21 protein-coding genes are annotated in these 18062 nt (G+C 65.5%); 12 read left to right on the plus strand and 9 right to left on the minus strand.

From position 1 onward, the window contains the following. Positions 1-83: 83 nt before the first annotated feature. A complete protein-coding gene (locus AC6CH6_RS03965; protein WP_498254091.1) occupies positions 84-1709 on the minus strand; it encodes a DUF5677 domain-containing protein in 1626 nt (541 codons plus the stop codon). A 4-nt stretch (positions 1710-1713) separates the two neighbouring features. Continuing rightward, complete coding sequence (locus AC6CH6_RS03970; protein ID WP_498254092.1) at positions 1714-2313, minus strand: recombinase family protein; 600 nt, start codon at positions 2311-2313, stop codon at positions 1714-1716. A 372-nt stretch (positions 2314-2685) separates the two neighbouring features. On the opposite strand from AC6CH6_RS03970, the gene AC6CH6_RS03975 reads away from it, so the two are divergent. The 3 genes from AC6CH6_RS03975 to AC6CH6_RS03985 are packed head-to-tail and all read left to right on the plus strand — an operon-like array spanning position 2686 to position 5702. Further along, the gene (locus AC6CH6_RS03975; protein WP_498254041.1) at positions 2686-3318 is read left to right on the plus strand and encodes a recombinase family protein; all 633 of its coding nucleotides are present in this window, start codon (positions 2686-2688) and stop codon (positions 3316-3318) included. Positions 3319-3331: 13 nt separating this feature from the next. Then, positions 3332-4792 carry a transposase gene (locus tag AC6CH6_RS03980; protein WP_498254042.1) on the plus strand — a complete coding sequence of 487 codons (1461 nt, stop codon included), beginning with the start codon at positions 3332-3334 and terminating at the stop codon, positions 4790-4792. Then, complete coding sequence (locus tag AC6CH6_RS03985; RefSeq protein WP_498254043.1) at positions 4779-5702, plus strand: AAA family ATPase; 924 nt, start codon at positions 4779-4781, stop codon at positions 5700-5702. The genes AC6CH6_RS03980 and AC6CH6_RS03985 overlap by 14 nt, the downstream gene beginning before the upstream one ends. Positions 5703-6422: 720 nt before the next feature. On the opposite strand, the gene AC6CH6_RS03990 is transcribed toward AC6CH6_RS03985, so the two are convergent. Then, positions 6423-6605 carry a hypothetical protein gene (locus tag AC6CH6_RS03990; protein ID WP_498254044.1) on the minus strand — a complete coding sequence of 61 codons (183 nt, stop codon included), beginning with the start codon at positions 6603-6605 and terminating at the stop codon, positions 6423-6425. Between the two features lie 368 nt (positions 6606-6973). On the opposite strand from AC6CH6_RS03990, the gene AC6CH6_RS03995 reads away from it, so the two are divergent. Beyond that, positions 6974-7567 carry a recombinase family protein gene (locus AC6CH6_RS03995; protein ID WP_498254093.1) on the plus strand — a complete coding sequence of 198 codons (594 nt, stop codon included), beginning with the start codon at positions 6974-6976 and terminating at the stop codon, positions 7565-7567. A 409-nt stretch (positions 7568-7976) separates the two neighbouring features. Beyond that, positions 7977-9050 carry an IS630 family transposase gene (locus AC6CH6_RS04000; RefSeq protein WP_498254094.1) on the plus strand — a complete coding sequence of 358 codons (1074 nt, stop codon included), beginning with the start codon at positions 7977-7979 and terminating at the stop codon, positions 9048-9050. Here AC6CH6_RS04000 and AC6CH6_RS04005 read toward each other — a convergent pair. Then, positions 9033-9281, minus strand: a complete 249-nt coding sequence (locus AC6CH6_RS04005) for a hypothetical protein (protein WP_498254095.1) — start codon at positions 9279-9281, stop codon at positions 9033-9035. The two genes, AC6CH6_RS04000 and AC6CH6_RS04005, sit on opposite strands and share 18 nt — an antisense overlap. 235 nt (positions 9282-9516) lie before the next feature. On the opposite strand from AC6CH6_RS04005, the gene AC6CH6_RS04010 reads away from it, so the two are divergent. The 5 genes from AC6CH6_RS04010 (at position 9517) to AC6CH6_RS04030 (ending at position 13049) form a co-directional block, all read left to right on the plus strand. Next, entirely contained in the window at positions 9517-10368 is an 852-nt protein-coding gene (locus AC6CH6_RS04010) for an SAM-dependent methyltransferase (RefSeq protein WP_498254096.1), read from the plus strand. 575 nt (positions 10369-10943) lie between these two features. Continuing rightward, positions 10944-11492 carry a hypothetical protein gene (locus AC6CH6_RS04015; protein ID WP_498254097.1) on the plus strand — a complete coding sequence of 183 codons (549 nt, stop codon included), beginning with the start codon at positions 10944-10946 and terminating at the stop codon, positions 11490-11492. A 641-nt stretch (positions 11493-12133) separates the two neighbouring features. Then, positions 12134-12469, plus strand: coding sequence for a hypothetical protein (locus AC6CH6_RS04020; protein WP_498254098.1), 336 nt, complete (start codon positions 12134-12136; stop codon positions 12467-12469). A gap of 173 nt (positions 12470-12642) precedes the next feature. After that, positions 12643-12816, plus strand: coding sequence for a hypothetical protein (locus tag AC6CH6_RS04025; protein WP_498254099.1), 174 nt, complete (start codon positions 12643-12645; stop codon positions 12814-12816). Between the two features lie 23 nt (positions 12817-12839). After that, the gene (locus tag AC6CH6_RS04030) at positions 12840-13049 is read left to right on the plus strand and encodes a hypothetical protein (protein ID WP_498254100.1); all 210 of its coding nucleotides are present in this window, start codon (positions 12840-12842) and stop codon (positions 13047-13049) included. 89 nt (positions 13050-13138) lie between these two features. Here the strand turns inward: AC6CH6_RS04030 and AC6CH6_RS04035 are convergent, their stop codons facing one another. From AC6CH6_RS04035 to AC6CH6_RS04055, 5 genes are all read right to left on the minus strand, one after another. Then, complete coding sequence (locus AC6CH6_RS04035) at positions 13139-13399, minus strand: hypothetical protein (protein WP_498254101.1); 261 nt, start codon at positions 13397-13399, stop codon at positions 13139-13141. Positions 13400-13431: 32 nt separating this feature from the next. After that, positions 13432-13914, minus strand: a complete 483-nt coding sequence (locus AC6CH6_RS04040; protein WP_498254102.1) for a hypothetical protein — start codon at positions 13912-13914, stop codon at positions 13432-13434. Between the two features lie 136 nt (positions 13915-14050). Then, positions 14051-14317, minus strand: a complete 267-nt coding sequence (locus AC6CH6_RS04045) for a PLD nuclease N-terminal domain-containing protein (RefSeq protein ID WP_498254103.1) — start codon at positions 14315-14317, stop codon at positions 14051-14053. A 227-nt stretch (positions 14318-14544) separates the two neighbouring features. Continuing rightward, positions 14545-15075 (minus strand): hypothetical protein, encoded by a 531-nt coding sequence (locus tag AC6CH6_RS04050; RefSeq protein ID WP_498254104.1) that lies wholly within the window; start codon positions 15073-15075, stop codon positions 14545-14547. A gap of 162 nt (positions 15076-15237) precedes the next feature. Further along, on the minus strand, positions 15238-15867 hold the full coding sequence (locus AC6CH6_RS04055; RefSeq protein ID WP_498254105.1) for a hypothetical protein: 630 nt from the start codon (positions 15865-15867) through the stop codon (positions 15238-15240). Positions 15868-16317: 450 nt separating this feature from the next. Here AC6CH6_RS04055 and AC6CH6_RS04060 point away from each other — a divergent pair, with 450 nt between their 5' ends. Together AC6CH6_RS04060 and AC6CH6_RS04065 are read left to right on the plus strand one after the other, a co-directional pair. Next, entirely contained in the window at positions 16318-17301 is a 984-nt protein-coding gene (locus AC6CH6_RS04060; RefSeq protein WP_498254106.1) for a hypothetical protein, read from the plus strand. A 245-nt stretch (positions 17302-17546) separates the two neighbouring features. After that, positions 17547-17930, plus strand: coding sequence for a DUF805 domain-containing protein (locus AC6CH6_RS04065; protein ID WP_498254107.1), 384 nt, complete (start codon positions 17547-17549; stop codon positions 17928-17930). The last annotated feature ends 132 nt before the right edge of the window (positions 17931-18062 follow it).

The following is an 18062-nucleotide window of genomic DNA, read 5'->3' on the forward strand; positions in this document are numbered from 1 at the left end:
CGATGACCTCGCCGGGGCCTCTAACCGGGCCTTACGTCAATCACCGGCGCTCACACACCGTTTCTTACAGCCACACAGTGCGGTCAGATGGAATTGGCGAGGTCATCATCGTCGGGGATTTCTGCATCGGAGCCGTTGAGGGCGCGGATGTAGTCATTCACGAGATCTCGCAGCATGGTTAAAGCCGACTCAACAATGCCCGGCCCTACCACCACGCTCGGGTCTGTGTTGGGGATGCGGTGGCCGCGATGCAATGGATTGCCGCATGGTGCGAGGACAAACTGATCGAGCTGTCCCCATTCTCCATGCAGGTTGGAACTGGTCGGGGCGAACACGAGACGGTAGTCGCTCATGAGCCCAACTTCCTCGGCCATTCTTCGAACATCCTTGTTGGCGAAGTTTTTCTCAATACTGATGTCCTGGTACTCCTCCCAGATTTCCTGGTTCACCAAGTCATCGAGGTACTCAACCTGATCAAGAAGTTCCTGAGGTGGGTTCTCCATGTCATCACAGTGCTCACGAAGGTGCAGTAACAAAAGCTTGAGTCTTCCGCGCCCGTAGTCCTTGAACTTTCGATACAGCTCTGGATTGTCTTGCTTGATGAGCCACTTGAGGACGATGCGAGACTCAACCAGGTTCCGCAAGGTGGGTGAACCATGCTCCGTCGTCCAGTAGCCAGGGAAGCGCACCATCATTTCCACCGCACGGAGGTGTCGATAGGTGACCCCGGACAGCACCTCGTGGCGGTCGGGGAAGTAAAGATCCGGATCTGCGGAGCGCTGAGCTTCGAGGAACTTCTCCTCTAGTGCGCGGACGTCGTCGACCCATTTCGTCAAGATCTCTTTCCACGGCGCGGGATCGTCGACGTCAATCTCCTGGTTCGGTCCGGAGGCGTCGGGACCGATGCAGTCATACAGGGACCAGTTCTGTCTCCAGAACGACTTGGACCACTGGAGCATCAAGGTGTTTGAATCGTCCTCCGTTGGAGGCATCCCGACGAGGGCATTGAACATTGCGCGGAGAGTCGACTCCAGCCGTTGCCGCTCATCTTCCGTCACACCATGGGGGTAGCGCGGCAGAGCGTCCGCCCACTCGGGTTGAGAGCCAAAGACCATCTTGCGCGCAACGATGTACGCGCGGATGACCATGGCCTTGGACTTGGTAGCCAAGGAAGTCCCCCCACCTGGGGCTGCTCGTACTATTCCTCGGAGGAACTCCTCGGGGTCGCCTAGGCCTTCTAATTCGGCACGGTCATCCCGCCCGTCGAAGATCCATGAGCCCGGCAGTCCCTTGTACTTGGACAGAGCCCTCACAAGAAGGGCCGGGAATGCCTCCTCATACAGGCCGTCGGCCTGTAGCGCGGACAGCACATCTTTCCTCAATTCCTGCGGAACTTGGTCGAACGATGTCAGGGTTCCGGTAAGAAGCTCCGGTGTTTCAGCGCCGTCGTGGCCGGTGGCTTTTGGCATGAGCGCCGTCACCCTGTCGAGGACCGTCGCGACCATCTTCATACCTTTGGCTTCGCCTTGGTGGTGGAGCGTGGCGCAAATCCACAGCATGTCGGGGAACACGTCACGCAGCCAGGGGATAGTCGTGGTGTTGGGGATGGTTCGCATGGGCGGCTGGAAAACATTCTTTCCTTGACGCTTATGTTGCCCGAGCGTGCTCTGGGCACGCCGCTTTCTCTTAGCCTTCTTACCGCTGGTCATGTTTTTAAAGCCCTTTCCAGCCCGATGTTGGAAGTTCGTGGATGCGCCGGTAGAGGGTGGCCCTGGACATCCCGAGGTCGCGTGCGACTTGGGTGGCCGGCTCCCCGGACTCGATCAACCGCAACGCATTGCGAATCTGAGAGTCGGTGAACGTCTGGCGCCGGCCGCCCAGATCTTTACCCGCGGCCCTCCGCTTGGCCACCGAGTCCGTGATCCGCTCCCGCTTGATCTCCAGCTCCATCTGCGCCAGAGCCGCCATCACGGTGAAGACCATCGAGCCCATCGGGGTGGCGGTGTCCACGTCTCCCCCACCCAGGTTCAACACCCGCAACCCGGCATCTCTGCTCCGCAGCGCTTCCGCGAAGGACAGCATGTTCTGCGTCGACCGCCCCAGCCGGTCCAGCGTCGTGATGACCAACGTGTCGCCCTCCTCGAGCGCAGCCACCGCCTTATTGAACTGCGGACGTGAAGCACGTCCTCCGGACACTCCATGGTCGGTATAGAGGTCGTCGCGCCGCACCCCGGCAGCCAGGAGGTCAGACACTTGACGGTCTGCGTCCTGCTGCCGCGTCGACACCCGGGCGTACCCGATCAGCTTCCCCATGTCCACCTCATCTGTCTCGCAACTAACGTTGAGTATCCGACTCTAGGGGTATGGATAAAGTACAAGGATGCGAGACACGCTAATCCGCGGAATCATGCGGATGTGAACCGCAGCGATAAGTGGCGTGCTTCTGACAGAGCTAAATGACGGGAGCAAGGCCGAGCGGTCCGATCCGGGTCGATGGGTCGTTCGAGGTCGAGATGGTTGAGAGTTTGTCCGGCCCGGCCTGCCGTCCCACTTCCAAGGTAGTGGGACGGGCTACGGCGAGATCCTTACGCGATGTGCTTGATCGGCAATTCCTGTGCCACAACTTGGACCAAAAATGCTGACCCATACAGGCCGTACGGAACCAACTTCCGGTACGGTGGACCCATGGAATTGGGGTACGCGCGGGTCTCGACGGCCAAACAGGACCTCGAGCGGCAGATCGATGCCCTCCGGCAGGTCGGCATCGCACCGGAGCGGATCTATGTGGACAAGAAGTCCGGGGCCACCACGGAGCGTCCCGGACTGACCGCGGCCCTGGCCTACGCCCGGAAGGGCGATGTGATCGTGGTGCACACCCTGGACCGGCTCGGGCGTACGGTGCGCGACACCTTGAACCTGATCCACGACCTGGCCGAGCGTGGGGTGGGGGTGCGCAATCTGGCGGACCCGATCAAGGTGGATTCCACCAACCCGAACGATCCGATGGCTCAGCTGGCGGTGGTGCTGCTGGCGCTGTTCGGGCAGATGGAGCGCACCTACACCCTCGAGCGCGCCGCCCATGCCCGGTCGGTGGCCACGGCCAAGGGCCGGCGGATCGGGCGGCCCTCGGTGGTGGATCCGGACAAGCTGGCCTACGCGGCGCATCTGCGCGAGTCCGGGCACACGATGGCGGAGATCGTGGCCAAGACCGGGATCACCCGCACCAGCCTCTACCGCCACCTCCCGCCCCGGCCCCCGGAGCCGGTGACGGCCGGACCGGTCACCGCCGCCGAGCCCGATCCCGGTCCGGCGGACTGATCCACGTGGGGTGATGGTGGTGGTGCAGCTGAGTCCGCGGGAGAAGGCGGCACTGTTGCGCCAGCACCTCGACGACGGGGTGCCGCTGACCCGGCTCGCCGCCCACGCCCACGTCTCGGTCCGCACCCTGCAGCGCTGGGCCGCCGAGTACCAGGCGGACTCCTCGGCGGCCGGGCTGCAGCGCAAGGTGCGCAGCGACCGCGGCCACCGCCGGCTGCCTCAGGAGCTGATCGCGGTGATCGAGGCCTTGGCGCTGCGCCGCCCGGCACCGACGACCACGTTCATCCACCGCCGGGTGTGCGATCTGGCCCCGGAGCGCGGCTGGGCGCCACCGAGCTACTCGAGCGTGCGCAGCGTGATCGCCGCCATCGACCCCGGGCTGCGCACCCTGGCCCTGGAAGGAGACACCGCCTACCGGGACCGATACGAATTGGTGCACCGGCGGTCGGCGGTGGGGCCCAATGAGCAGTGGCAGGCCGACCATACCCTGCTCGACGTCGAGATCCTCGACCACCGGGGTAACCCGGTGCGGCCGTGGCTGAGCGTGATCCTCGATGATTACTCCCGCGCGATCGCCGGCTACACCGTCTTCACCGGTGCCCCGAATGCCGAGCAGACCGCCCTGGCCCTGTACCAGGCCGTGCGGGCCAAGCCCGACCCGCGGTGGCCGGTCCAGGGGCTGCCCGAGGTGCTCTACAGCGACCACGGGGCCGACTTCACCAGTACCCGGCTGGAGCGGGTCTGCCTGGACACCCACATCCGGCTCATCCACTCCCGCGTCGGGGTCCCGCAGGGCCGGGGCAAGATCGAACGCTTTTACGGCACGATCACCACCGAGGTGCTCCCGCACCTGCCCGGCCACATCCCGCACGGCACCGGCGGTACCCCCACCTCACCGCCCGCCCTGACCCTGGAGCAGCTCGACGCGGTGCTGGGGCGCTACCTCATCGAGGACTACCACTCCCGAGTGCACTCCGAGACCGGTCAGGCCCCAGCTGCCCGCTGGATCAGTGACGGGTGGATCCCTCGCACCCCAGCCCGGAGCGAGGACCTCGACCTGCTGCTTCTCACCGCCGCGACCACCCGCATCGTCCAACGCGACGGCATCCGCTTCCACGGCACCCGCTACATCTCCCCGGTGCTGGCCGCCTACGTCTCCGAGACCGTCACCATCCGCTACGACCCCCGCGACGCCGGCGAGGTGCGCGTCTACCACCAGGACACCTACCTGTGCCGGGCGATCGCCCCCGAGCTGGCCGCCGAGACCATCACCCTCCAGCAGCTGCAACAGGCCCGGGGCGCACGGCGCGCCGCGCTCAAGCAGCAGCTGCGCGCCCGGCGCAGCCTCGCCGACGCCCTGCCCGCCGACGACCGCTGGGCACCACCACCCGCCCCGGCGGCGGGTGAACCGGCGGCAGGCCCGCCGGCGGATCGGGCGCCCCGACACCGGTTGCGGACCTATGCCACCGACTGAGCCCGACTCCTCACGCAGCCTGCTGGGCAAGGACGACGACGGCCGGCGCTTCCTCTCCGGCACGTTCGGGGAGATCAACGGGCTCACCTCACCCCCGCCCCCGGGCGCGCCGCTGTTCTTGCCCACGCGGGAGCACCGCCGCTTCACCGAGTTCGCCGACACTGTCCGCGCCCACCGCTACATCGGCCTCTGCTGGGGCCCGCCCGGGGTCGGCAAGACCCTCTCGGCCCGGCACTACGCCGGGGCCCCGGAATGGGAGCAGTGGCAACGAGACCTGGGCGAGGACCGCGAGCCCGGCCCCATCCCCGAGCGGGTCCTCCAGGCCCGCACCGCGCTGTGGACTCCGACCGTCACCGCCAGCCCACGCCAGGTTGACCAATCCCTACCGCGGGCATGCCAGCAGATCTCCTACGCCATCGACTACCACCGCCACGGCCGGGTCGATCCGTTCGTGCACACAGACTCGCGTTCCTCCGGGCTCACCGAGCTGCTCATCATCGACGAGGCCGACCGGCTCAAGACCACCGGCCTGGAACAGGTCCGGGACTACTACGACCGCCACACCATCGGGGTGATCCTGATCGGGATGCCCGGTATCGACAAGCGCCTGGGACGCTACCCCCAGCTCTACAGCCGCGTCGGCTTCGCGCACGAATACCGCCCACTCACCCCCGAAGAACTCACCGCCGTCCTGGCCCGCCGCTGGCACACCGACGGACTCGCCGCCGACGATGACGAGTTCACCCAGACGGTCGCGATCGCCACCATCGCCCGGATCACCGGCGGGAACTTCCGCCTCGTTGACCGCCTCCTCACCCAGATCAGACGCATCCTGGAGATCAACCAGCTGACCACCGTCACCCCCGAAGTCGTCGAAGCCGCCCGCGACGCACTCCTCATCGGCCGCTGACCACCACCTACGGCTGTGGTGATGTATGCCGAGAGGCGTCTCGCCCTACCTGCGGCCTTGACCGCGTTTCTTCATCTCTTGTGCCATGACGGCCAGGCCCACCAGTAAGAGCCCGGAACCTATGGTGATGACCCACGCCCATCCGTCCCCCTCACGGATAGCCCGGGGCAAGGACACCGCGATCATGAAGACGGCGTAGATCCCCAGCAACCACTGCAGGACCTTCGGCATGGGTTTCATGTTCCTCGAGGACTCCATGGTGCGGATCGTCGCACGGCCAGGCCACCCGGGGCTGTCCGATCTTGTGCGACTCAGAGCCCTCAGGCCTCGGCAACCACCAAGGATGCCTTTCTAGGGTGGGCTTCCTCCCGCGCTACGGGCGGTCCAGGCGTTCGAGGCGCTCCAGGTACTCCTGATTGCTCTTCTTCATGTTCCGCCAAGTGAGGACGGTGGACATGAAAGCAGTGAACAGGATGAAACTGCTAAACCATGCGTCCCCGGAGCCCTCAACGATTGCCCAGACCACGGCAGCCGCGAACAAGAGGCCACAGACTATGGCGATGCCCCCGCTAATGGGAGCTCTTGGAGTAGCCACGGGTTCTCCTGTCGGATGGGCTTCATTGGCGACCGTGACACCGGCCGCATTGGCAGACTCGGGACCGGGACCTGATCCGGGCCGATACCTAGTGTGCGATGCTCTCTAGGGCGAGACGCGGATGGCTACCGGCGCTTGTCTCGCGGGAGCTGAGAACGCCTCTCTGCCAGGTAGAAGCCGGCAGCGAAGAAAATGAGGACAACGCCCAGCACTATGCCGATCCAGTTCTGCACATAGATTGCTAGGGCGATGACACCGAGCCCGCCCATGAGCATGTAGATCGCGTAACCGACTGTTGCGGGTTTCATGGGGCAGGGCATCCATTTCTTGGTAGCCAGGGCTCGGGCCGATGCACCACGCACTGGGTGTTGAGGGGCTCCACTCTTGGAGAGCCTTGTTTGGTACGCGAGGGTGACGGGGTTGCCCTCAGACACCCATGCTGGCTTCATACCTATCAGCCTGGAGGATCCGCCACTAGCCACACATTGGCGATAGCAACCGAAGTTAGCTGATGCCAGGGCCAGCATTGCCGTTTAGCTTTGTCAGAAGCGCGCCACTTATCGCTGCGGTTCACACCCGCGAGTTTCCGCGGTTGGGTCTGTCTCGCATCCTTGTGCTTTATCCATACCCCTAGAATCGGATACTCAACGTCAGTTGCGAGACAGATGAGGTGGACATGGGGAAGCTGATCGGGTACGCCAGGGTGTCGACACGGCAACAGGATGCGGACCGTCAAATATCTGACCTCCTGCATGCCGGTGTGCGGCGCGATGACATCTATGTGGACAGTGGTGTGTCTGGAGGGCGTGCATCGCGTCCGAAGTTCGACAAGGCGGTGGCCGCCCTCGAGTCGGGCGACACGCTGGTGATCACGACACTGGACCGTCTGGGGCGGTCGACACAGAACATGCTGACCTTCGCCGAGGCGCTGCGGGGGAGAGGCGCCGGGCTGCGGGTGCTGAACCTGGGCGGGGGAGACGTGGATACCGCGACTCCGATGGGGTCGATGGTCTTCACGGTCATGGCCGCTCTGGCACAGATGGAGCTGGAGATCAAGCGGGAGCGGATCACCGACTCGGTGGCCAAGCGAAGGGCTGCCGGCAAGGACCTCGGCGGTCGTCGCCAGACCTTCACCGACTCCCAGATCCGCAACGCCCTACGGCTGATCGAGTCCGGGGAGCCGGCCACCCAGGTGGCCCGCGATCTCAGCATGTCCCGCGCGACCTTGTACCGGCGGATCCGGGAGCTCCCGCAAGCGACCACCATCTGAATCCGTCGGTACCTGTGGACACCGTGGTGCGTATGACGCACCTGTGCGGGCTTTTCATCGCGCGGGGTAAACGGGCATGACAACCACGCCTGGTTGCGGGCGCTGTCGATTCTCGAAGTCGCCTGCACAAGTTCCCAAAGTCGTCTGCACGGGCGCAGAGCCACCGGCTTACGAACGCTGGTGGCTCGCTGTGATCGCTGAGCGGCGATGTTGGCCTCCGCAAGACGACAGGGTCGAGGTAGATAAGGTTCCTATTTGTATCGCCTTGAACCTTTCGGCCGCCGTCGCCACCAGGGTCGTTGACGCAACTCGGCCTGCGCGCGGGCGAGCAGGAGTTGAGTCTCACGAAGAAGTTCTAGTGGCCCGTCTTCGAACTGCTTGAACGCTTGATGGGGTGGGATCATGGGTTATGGCAAATCATCCTGCGGCCCCGTTGCTGTTGCGGGAAGGCGACCGGGAGAAGCTGACCCGGCTGGTGCACTCCACTTCCGTGCGGGCGGGGCTGGCCCAGCGGGCGCGGATCGTGCTGCTGGCCGCCGACGGGGTCTCCAACACCGAGATCGCCGAGAAGGTGGGGGCCACCCGCACCACGGTGATCGCCTGGCGGGCCCGCTACGACGCCTCCGGGATCGAGGGGCTGGCCGACCACGACCGGTCGGGGCGTCCGCGGCGGATCGACCACCGGGCGATCGTGACCGCCACGCTGCGGCCACCGCCGAAGAAGCTCGGGGTCACCCACTGGTCCTCGCGGCTGTTGGCGTCCCGGCTGGGGATCGACCACAGCACCGTGGCGAAGGCCTGGCGGGAGTACGGGGTCGCGCCGTGGCGGGAGGGCACCTTCAAGTTCTCCACGGACCCCGACCTGGTCGCCAAGGTCGTCGACGTGGTGGGGCTCTATCTGGCACCGCCGGAGAACGCGGTGGTGCTGTGCGTGGACGAGAAGTCCCAGATTCAAGCGCTGGAACGCACCGCCCCGGGACTGCCGATGCAACCCGGGAAGCCGGCGGCGCGCACCCACGACTATGTCCGCCACGGGACCTCGACCCTGTTCGCGGCCCTGGAGATCGCCACCGGCCACGTCACCGCCGCGTGCAAGCCGCGGCACCGGCGCCAGGAGTTCCTGGCCTTCCTCAGACAGGTCGCCCGGGCCTACCCGGAGGGGCAGCTGCACCTGGTGATGGACAACTACGCGGTGCACAAGACCCCTGAGGTGAAGGCCTGGCTGGCGGAGAACCCGCGGTTCCAGGTGCACTTCACACCCACCTCGGCATCCTGGCTCAATCTGGTGGAGGTGTGGTTCGGGATCATCGAGCGCCAGGCCCTGCACCGGGCCGACGTCGCCTCCGTGCCCGAGCTCAACCGGAAGATCCGGACCTTCGTCACCGGGTGGAACGACCGCTGCCACCCCTTCGTGTGGACCAAGACAAGCGCCGAAATCCTCAAGAAAGCCAACCGACCAAGCACTTCAAAGACGGGCCACTAGCGACGTCTCTTGAATTTCTCGCGACGCATCCGTCGCCGCCTCTGCCTTCTCTGCCGCACGGCGGGGCAGGAGAAATTCGATAAAAAGCGTTGCTGCGGTGCCGAGCAAGACGCCTGACAGCACCAGTAGGAATTGCGCCATGGATCGCATCTCGGGAACGGTCCAGCGGACGACGAAGCCGTAAGCGATTGCGGGGAGGCGAGCTATCCGCTGATCCAGGTTGTCAGCCACCCACGGACCCTTGGGGCGAAGGGAGAATTGCACGACCGCGACCCTTCCGATGTCGTTTAGGAGGACAGAGATCGTTTGCTGGTCAGGGGGGTCTGCGATGCCTTTCTGCGTCGAGTGGAGACCTCGTGAGGGCACAGGCCAGACCCTCCCTCCTGCCGGAGGAGGGCAGGTGACGGGGTGGTGGGAGCAAGCGCATACTTGACGGCTCCCCGAAATCCGCGCAGGATTTGCGTCCATGGGCGACTCGCACGAGGAAATGCTTCGTCACTACGAGCCGGGCGGACTTCTGCCGCGAATCGTGGCGGGGTTGCAAGCTCTCGGCAAGGACCTGGACTCGGTCACGCACGAAGATCTCGCGCCGGCCGACGAGTTTCATTCCGCGGGACGTTCGGCTACGCGCGCATTGGTGGAGCTTGCAAAGATTCCGCCAGGATCGCGAGTGCTCGACGTGGGCAGCGGGTTGGGCGGCCCGGCGCGTTACCTCGCCGCAACTTTGGGTTGCGACGTGACAGGCATCGATCTCTCGCCTGAATTCTGCGGGGTGGCCAACGCCCTTTCTCGGATGACGCGGTTGTCCGATCGCACCCGCTTTCAGGCGGGTGATGCCCTGGAGCTTCCGTTCGCCGCGTCCAGCTTCGACGTGGTGTGGACGATACAAATGCAGATGAACATCCGGGACAAGCGCCGCCTGTATTCCGGAATCGCCCGGGTACTCAGACCGGGCGGGCTGTTCGTCTGCCAGGAAATCTGCGCGGGGAACGGCGAGCCGATCGAGCTTCCGGTCCCATGGGCGAGCCGCCCCAACCAGAGCCATCTGGCCGATGCGGAATCCCTCCGCGGGTTAATCCGCGGTGCAGGTCTCCTGGAGCGCACCTGGCGCGACATTACCGCCGACATCGTGGCGGCGCGCAAGGCACAGCAGGCGAAGGCGCAAGCGTCGGGTGCGAGCGGCTCCAGCGCCCCTCCACCGCTTGGAATGCATCTCGTGCTGGGAGAACAGGCAGCCGTCAAGACGAGTAACTCCGGGCGCAACGCCGACGCCGGGCGCACGGTGTTCATCCAGGGCGTATTCGACAAGCCTGTCTAGTGGTCCGATCCGCTGATCCCGCTGGAAAACTCTGTCGAAAGCACGGGCGCGGCGAATCTCCATTGATCGTCCGGTTAAAGGGCACATTCGGTCACGACGACCGAAATTCGCCCGCTGAGGGATGGTCATCCGGCCCTGCTGCGTGAGGGTCTAGCTGCTCGAGGGCGCCTGCATTACCGTCATCCGTACTTCGGCGATGGGTCGGTGATGGATGAGGTCCGAGAACCTGTAGATGAGCGCGGTCTTCTGACCGTGAGTGATGAGGCGTGGGAGCACGCCGTCCAGGCGGCCGCCGTGATAGGCCCGCTTGCAGCTCTTCCCCGGCTTGACCGAGATCGGGTGGATGGTGGGGCGGCGGCGTTGGGCGTCTCGCGTCGCCAGGTCTATGTGCTCTTGCGTCGGTGGCGTGAGGGCGGGGGTCTTGTCTCGGATCTCCTACCGGCGCGATCGGGCGGTGGCCGCGGCCGCACTCGCCTCCCGGATACTGTCGAAGCGATTGTCGTTGCCGCGATTCGGAAGGGGTTCCCCTCTTGTGCGTCGTGGCTCCCGTTCAGGCCGACCGATAGCGTCCGAGTATGGACCTGCTCCCAGACACCGGAGACCGTGTCCCGCCGCCGGCCCAGGGCGTCTCGATCCCCACTGCCGGTCAGGTCGTCATCCGGTCCATTCCCGCGGCTGCAGTAGGCCTGCTCGGTCTGCCTCTGCTCGGGCGGTTCCTGCCTCCAGATGTCGGTGAGGGGTGGTGGTTCCTGAGCGCCCTGGCCATCATGGCGTCGACGTTCTTGGTGTTGTATCTCGTCCAGGCGCCACGCCCTCGCTTCGACAAGCAGGTTAGCCAAGAACGCTGGAGTTGGTCCTTGGCCTACGTCGCCAAGCATCGGAGCGTATCGACAGATCCGGGCGTCAGGACTGCGGCAGCCCTGGCGGCCTGCTCCGAGATCGAGTTCTTCATCGTTCATGTGGGCATCGTTGTGGGCGGTGTCCTGGGCAATGTCATCCGACCTGAATTCTTGTGGCTGAGCTTTGTCGGCGCCGCCACCGGCGCGGCTCTGGTCGCGGCCTTTCGGCTCCGGCGAAGCTGGATATACCTACGACTGGTGCACTCAAAAGCGACGACCGAATGACCTGTCTTCCAGATGGACAGGTGTGCACCGGCCGCACCCACGAAGTGGGACCGGCCACGGCGCCACAAGGGTTCCTTCTACCGGCCCCCCGGGGTTGGGTGGCGCGGGACGAGCCTGTCCCCTTAACAGATGCACACCTAGAAGGTGCGGCCTGTATGCCTGAGACTTAGCCGAGCAGATGGGACCGCCCCTGAATGCAGACTGGGCGCCAGAGATGCGGTGCAGTAAAAAGTGGAGGAAAACTTACGTGGATTCTGGCGCAATGAGCATTGCCATTGTTTTGTACATAGTAGGAGCAGGGTGCGTCCTGGTGGGCATGGTGATCTCACTCCAACAATCTCGTCAACCAGGCTGGGACAGCAATAGAGCACCGACTGCTCGTGTCCGACAGTGGATGCGCTCCGGAGCGGTCCTCTTCCTTATTGGAGCAGTCCTAATGGCAGTTGCACTTCTTTGAGGCTGGCAGGGACCTACGTAGCAACTATCCATAGCTGACTCTTTTAATGCAGTCGGGATTGAATTGAGCAACAGCGACAGCACAAGTGGTGACACGTCACTCCACCTCGGGGTGTGCCCCCTGGGTCAGACTGGCAAGGCATGTCGAAGGACGCCGACCAGATTCAGTGTTAGGGGGTTAGTCAGTGCGCACGAGCACCCGGCTGGTCACTGCATTCATCGGGTTCATGTTGATGCCACTCGTGATCTTGTTTGCCCTGCCCACGATGGAGAATCCTGACGAAATGGCCGTAGTCGCCCTGGCTGGGGTGGCTTTGTACCTGTTCGTGTTCGTGACCTTCCGCAGGACGGGCCCGAAAGCCCAGCACTCGGCTCGGCTTCTCGCGCGGATGACCTTCCCTGGAGATCCCACAACCCCTCAGCAGGTGGAGTCGCTGAGGAGGCATGGGGCGTGGTGCTTTGTGGTGGGAGCCATCCTGCTCCTGTTCGCGGCAGGAAGATACTTCTTTTTCATGGCTTGAGGGACTGCCCCGGTCCGCTTGACTCCTTGACCTGTTGCGTTGCAGCAGGGGCTGGTCCATGGCAGTGGCGCTACCAGCCGGTGCCGGTGGGCTCCCGGGTCACAAGTGGGGAACGACGAGGCGGGTGTAGACCTGCCAGGATGCGAAGGTCGAGACACCGGGAGGAGCTGTCCGTGCCGCAGCGGATCGAGTGGCTGATCGTCTTGTTGGCGGTGTTCATGCTGTTCGGAGGCAATGTGTTCTTGCTGCGAGGCAGCTGGGGCGGGTGGGTGTTGCTGGCGGTTTCGGCGCTGCTCGCGGTGATGCTGGCGTTGGTCATCCGCCAGCGGCGACGGGGCAGCCGGTGAGCGCGGAGGGTCCGCGGCACCGGGTGCGGCCGTCTGAGCTGACTCGGCGAGCTGAGCAGAAGGTCCTGGGCTCCTTCATCGCGATGACCCTCATGATCGCGTTCCTGATTTGGTTCGCCGTGGCGACCGACAACGTCCTGCTGGTGACCGTCTCGTCCATCGGTGCCGTGATCGGGGCGTGGTTGGGTCGCGGGCGGAAGGTCCGGCGCCGGAAGCACGCTGCCAGCAGGTGAGCTTGGCCTCCGTCGCTGGGTGCGGTGACAGCTCAGTGAGGTCGATGCTCGAGCGCGGAGCGCCGGCCAGGATCGCCTCTGGCTGGCGGTCAGGATCCTGGAGGGCTGCTCCGCCCAAGTCTCGGCCTCTTGTGCATGCTCGAGGTCGTGCCCGGTGGCGTGTGGCGCCGTTCGTGGCGGATCGCCCACCAGATCACCGCGGCCATCGCCGCGACGAAGCCCAGCACGAGGGCGACCTGGACCCCGGTGGGGAGGGTGGACCACCAGTCACCGAAGGGTTGGAGCCCCATGTCGAGCATGGAGCGGCGGGTTCCGTCGAAAGCCGGCGCAGTGGGGTTCGGTGTCGTCATCGTGGGTGCCCGTTCTTCCGGTGGACCCGGGTCTAGTTGCGCCGGGTGGAGTCGTGGAGGCTGGGATCAGGAGGCTGTCGCTCGATGGGATCCTTGCGCTCCAGCCGTTCGATCCACGCGAAGGCGATCCACACCCCCAGGGCTGTCGTCGGTGCCATGAGGTTGTCCGTGCGCAGGATGAAGACCACCATCGCAGCCAGGAACACAAGGGCTATCCAACGCAGGGGCACCGCCCTCCGACGGCCATGCACGCCCGCTGTACTGGAGGTGGTGGCCTGCTGGTCCGTGGCTGTCGGAGACATCGACTCGGCAGCCGCGCGTTGACGTCTGCTGCGGTTGCGGTGAATCCAGAGGAGATTGAGTGCTACCCAGGCTCCCATCGCCACCGCGGCCACGGTGTGCTCGTCCGTCCAACCGTGCAGCACGGCGTGGATCAGCACGGTGAGAAGGATGGTGCCCCAGATCGTGACGTCCCACCACCGGGTGCTCCACTCTGATGCGCTGCTCTCGCCCACTGGTCCCCTCCGTCGCTGTGGGATTCCAGCCAATCAGCTGCCGGTGTGACAGGGAATGGTCACGCTTGTGGACTCTTCAGCGGTGCTATCGGACGGCTGTTCCACAGGGCCGCGCCACCAACGGGGGCTCCGTCGATCACCGCTGCGCTGGGACCCTGCGGCCGACGGCCAGCCACAGGATGGCTCCGAGCACCGGGTCCGCCAGGATCACCAGCAGCCACAGCAGCCGCTGGACGGGGGTGTAGTGGCGGTCGCGGGACAGGGGGACGACCGCGCCGACGACCAGGGCGATCAGCGCGCCGCCGAGCAGCAGCGTGGCGAGCTCCCAGGACGTGGGGAGGATTGGATTGGCGCCGGTGGCCTGGTCCAGAATCCCGGCGTCGACCGTTGCTCTGATAACCATCGTCGCGAGGTCCATCCCTCCACGGTAGGGGGGGAGCGGGTGGTGCGGACGGGCGAGCCACTGGCTGGTGGCGTGTTCAGCGCGGCACGCTGCGCTGCAGCCACAGCGTGCACCACAGCTTCAGCCGTAGCTCGTCCCATCCGGGGCGGTCGGCATCGCGGTAGATCTGAGGCAGACGAAGAGGCTGGCGCGGTCGCGGGCGCAGCCATAGCTCCAGCAGCGGGTCGTCAGCCGGCGCGGTCGGCGGCGTGCAGAGCGCGCAGGTAGACCCAGGAGCGGCGGACACGGAAAGCCGCCATCCCGGTCAGCACAGTCACCGGCAGGAGAGCCGTCCATAGGTCCGGAAGGATCAGCGCGCTGAAGGCGATGGCCACGACCAGGGCGGCAGATCCGATCAGCCCTTCGATGCCGGCGCAGGCCGCTACCCCGACCGCGGTCCGCACCTCGGGGCAAGCAGGCAGCTCTCCGGTTCTCGCAGCGGTCGTGGTAGCCGATGCCCACTGCGCCTGGCCGATGCGCTGGTCGATTCGAGGACGTGGAGGACTCGTGTAGCGCTGGATGATCGCGGACAGTCCGACGGTGGTCGCCAGGAACAGCAACCACCACCACGGGCTACCGTCACTGGAGGCATCCAGCAACCACCAGGTGGCCAGAGGGAGGCCGATCGCCATGACGGCGCCCGCCGGCAGAGCACGAACGAGGACCTGCTCGGCAGAGGGCACGGGCACCTCGTCGCTGCGTAGGGCGGGCTGGTCCATGCTTCGACGCTACTGCCCGATTCGTGCGCAAAGCACGACGCATATATGGGGAACGACTGAGGTAACGAGCGAGAGGAGCATGGAGGCGTTCATTGACGCCCTGACCACCTCGTTGCAGTGGGGGTTCCGAATGTGCTCCGGCTTGTTGTCCCGCATCCCTGTTCAGTGGGCCTTGCGCGGGGTTTCGTCTCGACGTCGGATGAGCTGGCGTCTCATCATCGTGGCGAAGATCAGGAATATCACCCCGAAGGGGATCAGAAAGCCCACGCCGATCAGGTTGCCGGCCACGGCCAGTGCGATGGCGCCGGCGATGGCCAGGAGGCCGATGGCCATCAGGCAGGCGATGCCACGCTTCCAGGTCCGGTGTTGGGCTTCGCTGAACGCCACGACGTGGTCTTCCTCGCTGCCTTCCACCACGAAGAGCTGCAGGAGAAAGGTGATCACCAACAGCGACGGAACGCCGGTCATCACTTGCGGCTGCGTGAGGTTGTGGGCCCCGACCATCAGGACGGCGCAAAACGACACCATCAGGGCCGCGAATCCGTACCGCCACTGTCGGCGGGTGAGCACGAGGGCTTTGCCGTGGCTGCGGGGTCCGCGCAGCAGCCACGCCCCGACCGCGATGGCTGCCGCCCCGGAGGCGGCCGCGAACCAGGCCACCCACCGGTCCTCGCCCGTGGCACCGAGCACGTAGGGCCAGTTCGCCACGACGGAGACCAGGCCCATCCCGATGGCCAGCAGCCCACACAGCAGCTGTACCTGCTTCGTGCGCCGGTCCGCGGTGCCGTCCATGAGGCTTCTCCTGCCGTTCTAGGCCACGGAGCACACCACTCGTCATGATCTCCGCCCCGTGAGCTCCACGCTACATATTCATGTGCATCCGGGAACGGCGAGATGGCCAGTCGAGCTGTCACTACTTCAGGGTCTTGACCCTTGTTCAGGGGTCATGACCCTTGGGCGTGCCGACTTGCCCTAGCGAGGAACGAGGCGGCGCACCACTTCTCATGTCAGCCCTCGGAAGGTGCACCTAGGGTTCCCCTCTTGTGCGTCGTGGCCCCCCGGGCAGCCCCGCCGCTAGCGTTCGACCATGGGGGAGCATGGGTGCCAGCAGAGCGCCGAGGTGCAACCGAGGGAGAGCGCCCCAACGGGCGGCTCGGGCCCTGCGGGAAAGGGTCCTCGAGCATTGGGGTCAGTGCGGAGACCCCGTTCTGCCGCGGGGCGCGCATTTGGGGCGAGGCGGGCATGAAGCCGGACAGGTCACTGCTGTGGTGGGGCCTTGTCCTCACCGGGGTCGGTGCTGTCACCGCCTTGGCCGTGCCCATGTGGCTGGACAGTTCCAGGTTCTTCGGCCCGTGGTCCCCGTACCCGATGGTGATCGACGGGGCCGGGTGGATGCTGGTGGTCTGCGGGGTGCTGTTGCTGGCCATCGACGGTCTGCTCCGTCTCGCGGCACGCCGCCGCAGTCCGCCCGGCAGGAGAGCTCCCCGATCGTTGCGTCGGGTGGCTCTGCTCGTCACGGTCATCAGTGGTGGCATCACCGTGGTCGCCGGCACCGTGACGTGGGTCGTGGAGAAGATCGACTACATGCATCCGGCGGCCCAGGTGGGGTGGCTGGCGTTCCCGGCAGGCCTGGTGGCCGCCGGTGGGCTGATCACCCTCCTCGGTGAGGCCCTGCGATCCACCGCGGCCGGATCCTCGCAACAGGAAGCGGCAGGCCCTCATCGGCCTGGCACCTCCCGGGCGCGGGCGGCCGGGAGGATGGTCATGTTCGCCTATGCGCTCTACCTGCTCGTGGCAGCGCTGGGTGTGATCATCTATGCCGTCTATCTCGGGGGCTGGAGCGCCTTCTCCGAAGGCCTTCTCATCATGTCGCCGAACCTGTTCCTGCTCCTGTGCGCCGCGGTCTTCTTCCGGGCCATATGGCGGCCACCGCAGGTTGTGGAGTCCCCGGGGCAGGAAACACTCACCGGCCACGAGCCCAACCCCAACGACGGCCGAGGGGCGCGGAGCCCGTCGTCGCGTCAGTGGGCGCTGGCCTTCACCGGAGGCGGAACCGGCATCGCGGTGACCATGCTCCTGGCCGGGATCCTCCTCGACCTGCTCTTCAACACGGGGGTAGCCATCGGCCTGGGCATCTTCTACATGCTCGCGCTCCCCATCGCTGCCGCCGGCCTGCTCCTCCTGCTCGTCGACGCCGTGTCCCGCCGCACCGCACGCCGTCATTAAGGCCTGGTCCTCAAGATGGGGACAGCGGGAGCAGGCACCCCGTCCCTACCCTGTGTACAGATGCGAACAGCGCAGGGGGAGATGCAATGAGCAGCGGCGATCCGCACGACGGCCGGCAGTACCCATCGGCAGGCGGCGACACCGGAGCCCAGCAGGGGCAAGCCCAGGGACCGTACGGGTACCACCAGCAAGGTCCCGGACCCTATGGGCGCCAGCCGCCTGTCCGGGTTGGTCCCCAACCGGGGGTGCACGTCGGCTTCGGTGCCGCGATCAAGCGCTACTACGCCAAGTACGCCCAATTCTCCGGGCGCGCCAGCCGTTCCGAGTACTGGTGGGTCGCCCTCTACCTCGCACTGATCTACCTTCCGCTGGAACTGCTCATCAGCTATCCGGGCACGGAACCCTCCGGGGAGCTCAACGGGCTGGGAGTCGTGCTGTCCTTCGTGTACTTCGGCTTCATGCTCGCCCACTTCATCCCGTCGCTGGCGATCGGGATCCGGCGACTGCACGACGTGAACCTCTCGGGGTGGTTCACCCTGATCGGCCTGATCCCCCTGGTCGGGTGGATCGTGATCATCGTGCTCGCCGTCTTGCCGCACAAACCCGAAGGCGCCCGGTTCGACCGGTGAACTGACCCGGCTGCTCCTGCGGGCCGTTGATCCTCCTTTTGCCGATGGCCCGCGGTCGTCCCGGAGTCATCCTGTGCGACCCAGTCGCTTCGCTCAGCGGCAGTCCGAGGTGCGGTACCCGTTCCTGTGCTG

The organism is Kocuria sp. GQ42, assembly GCF_059758435.1.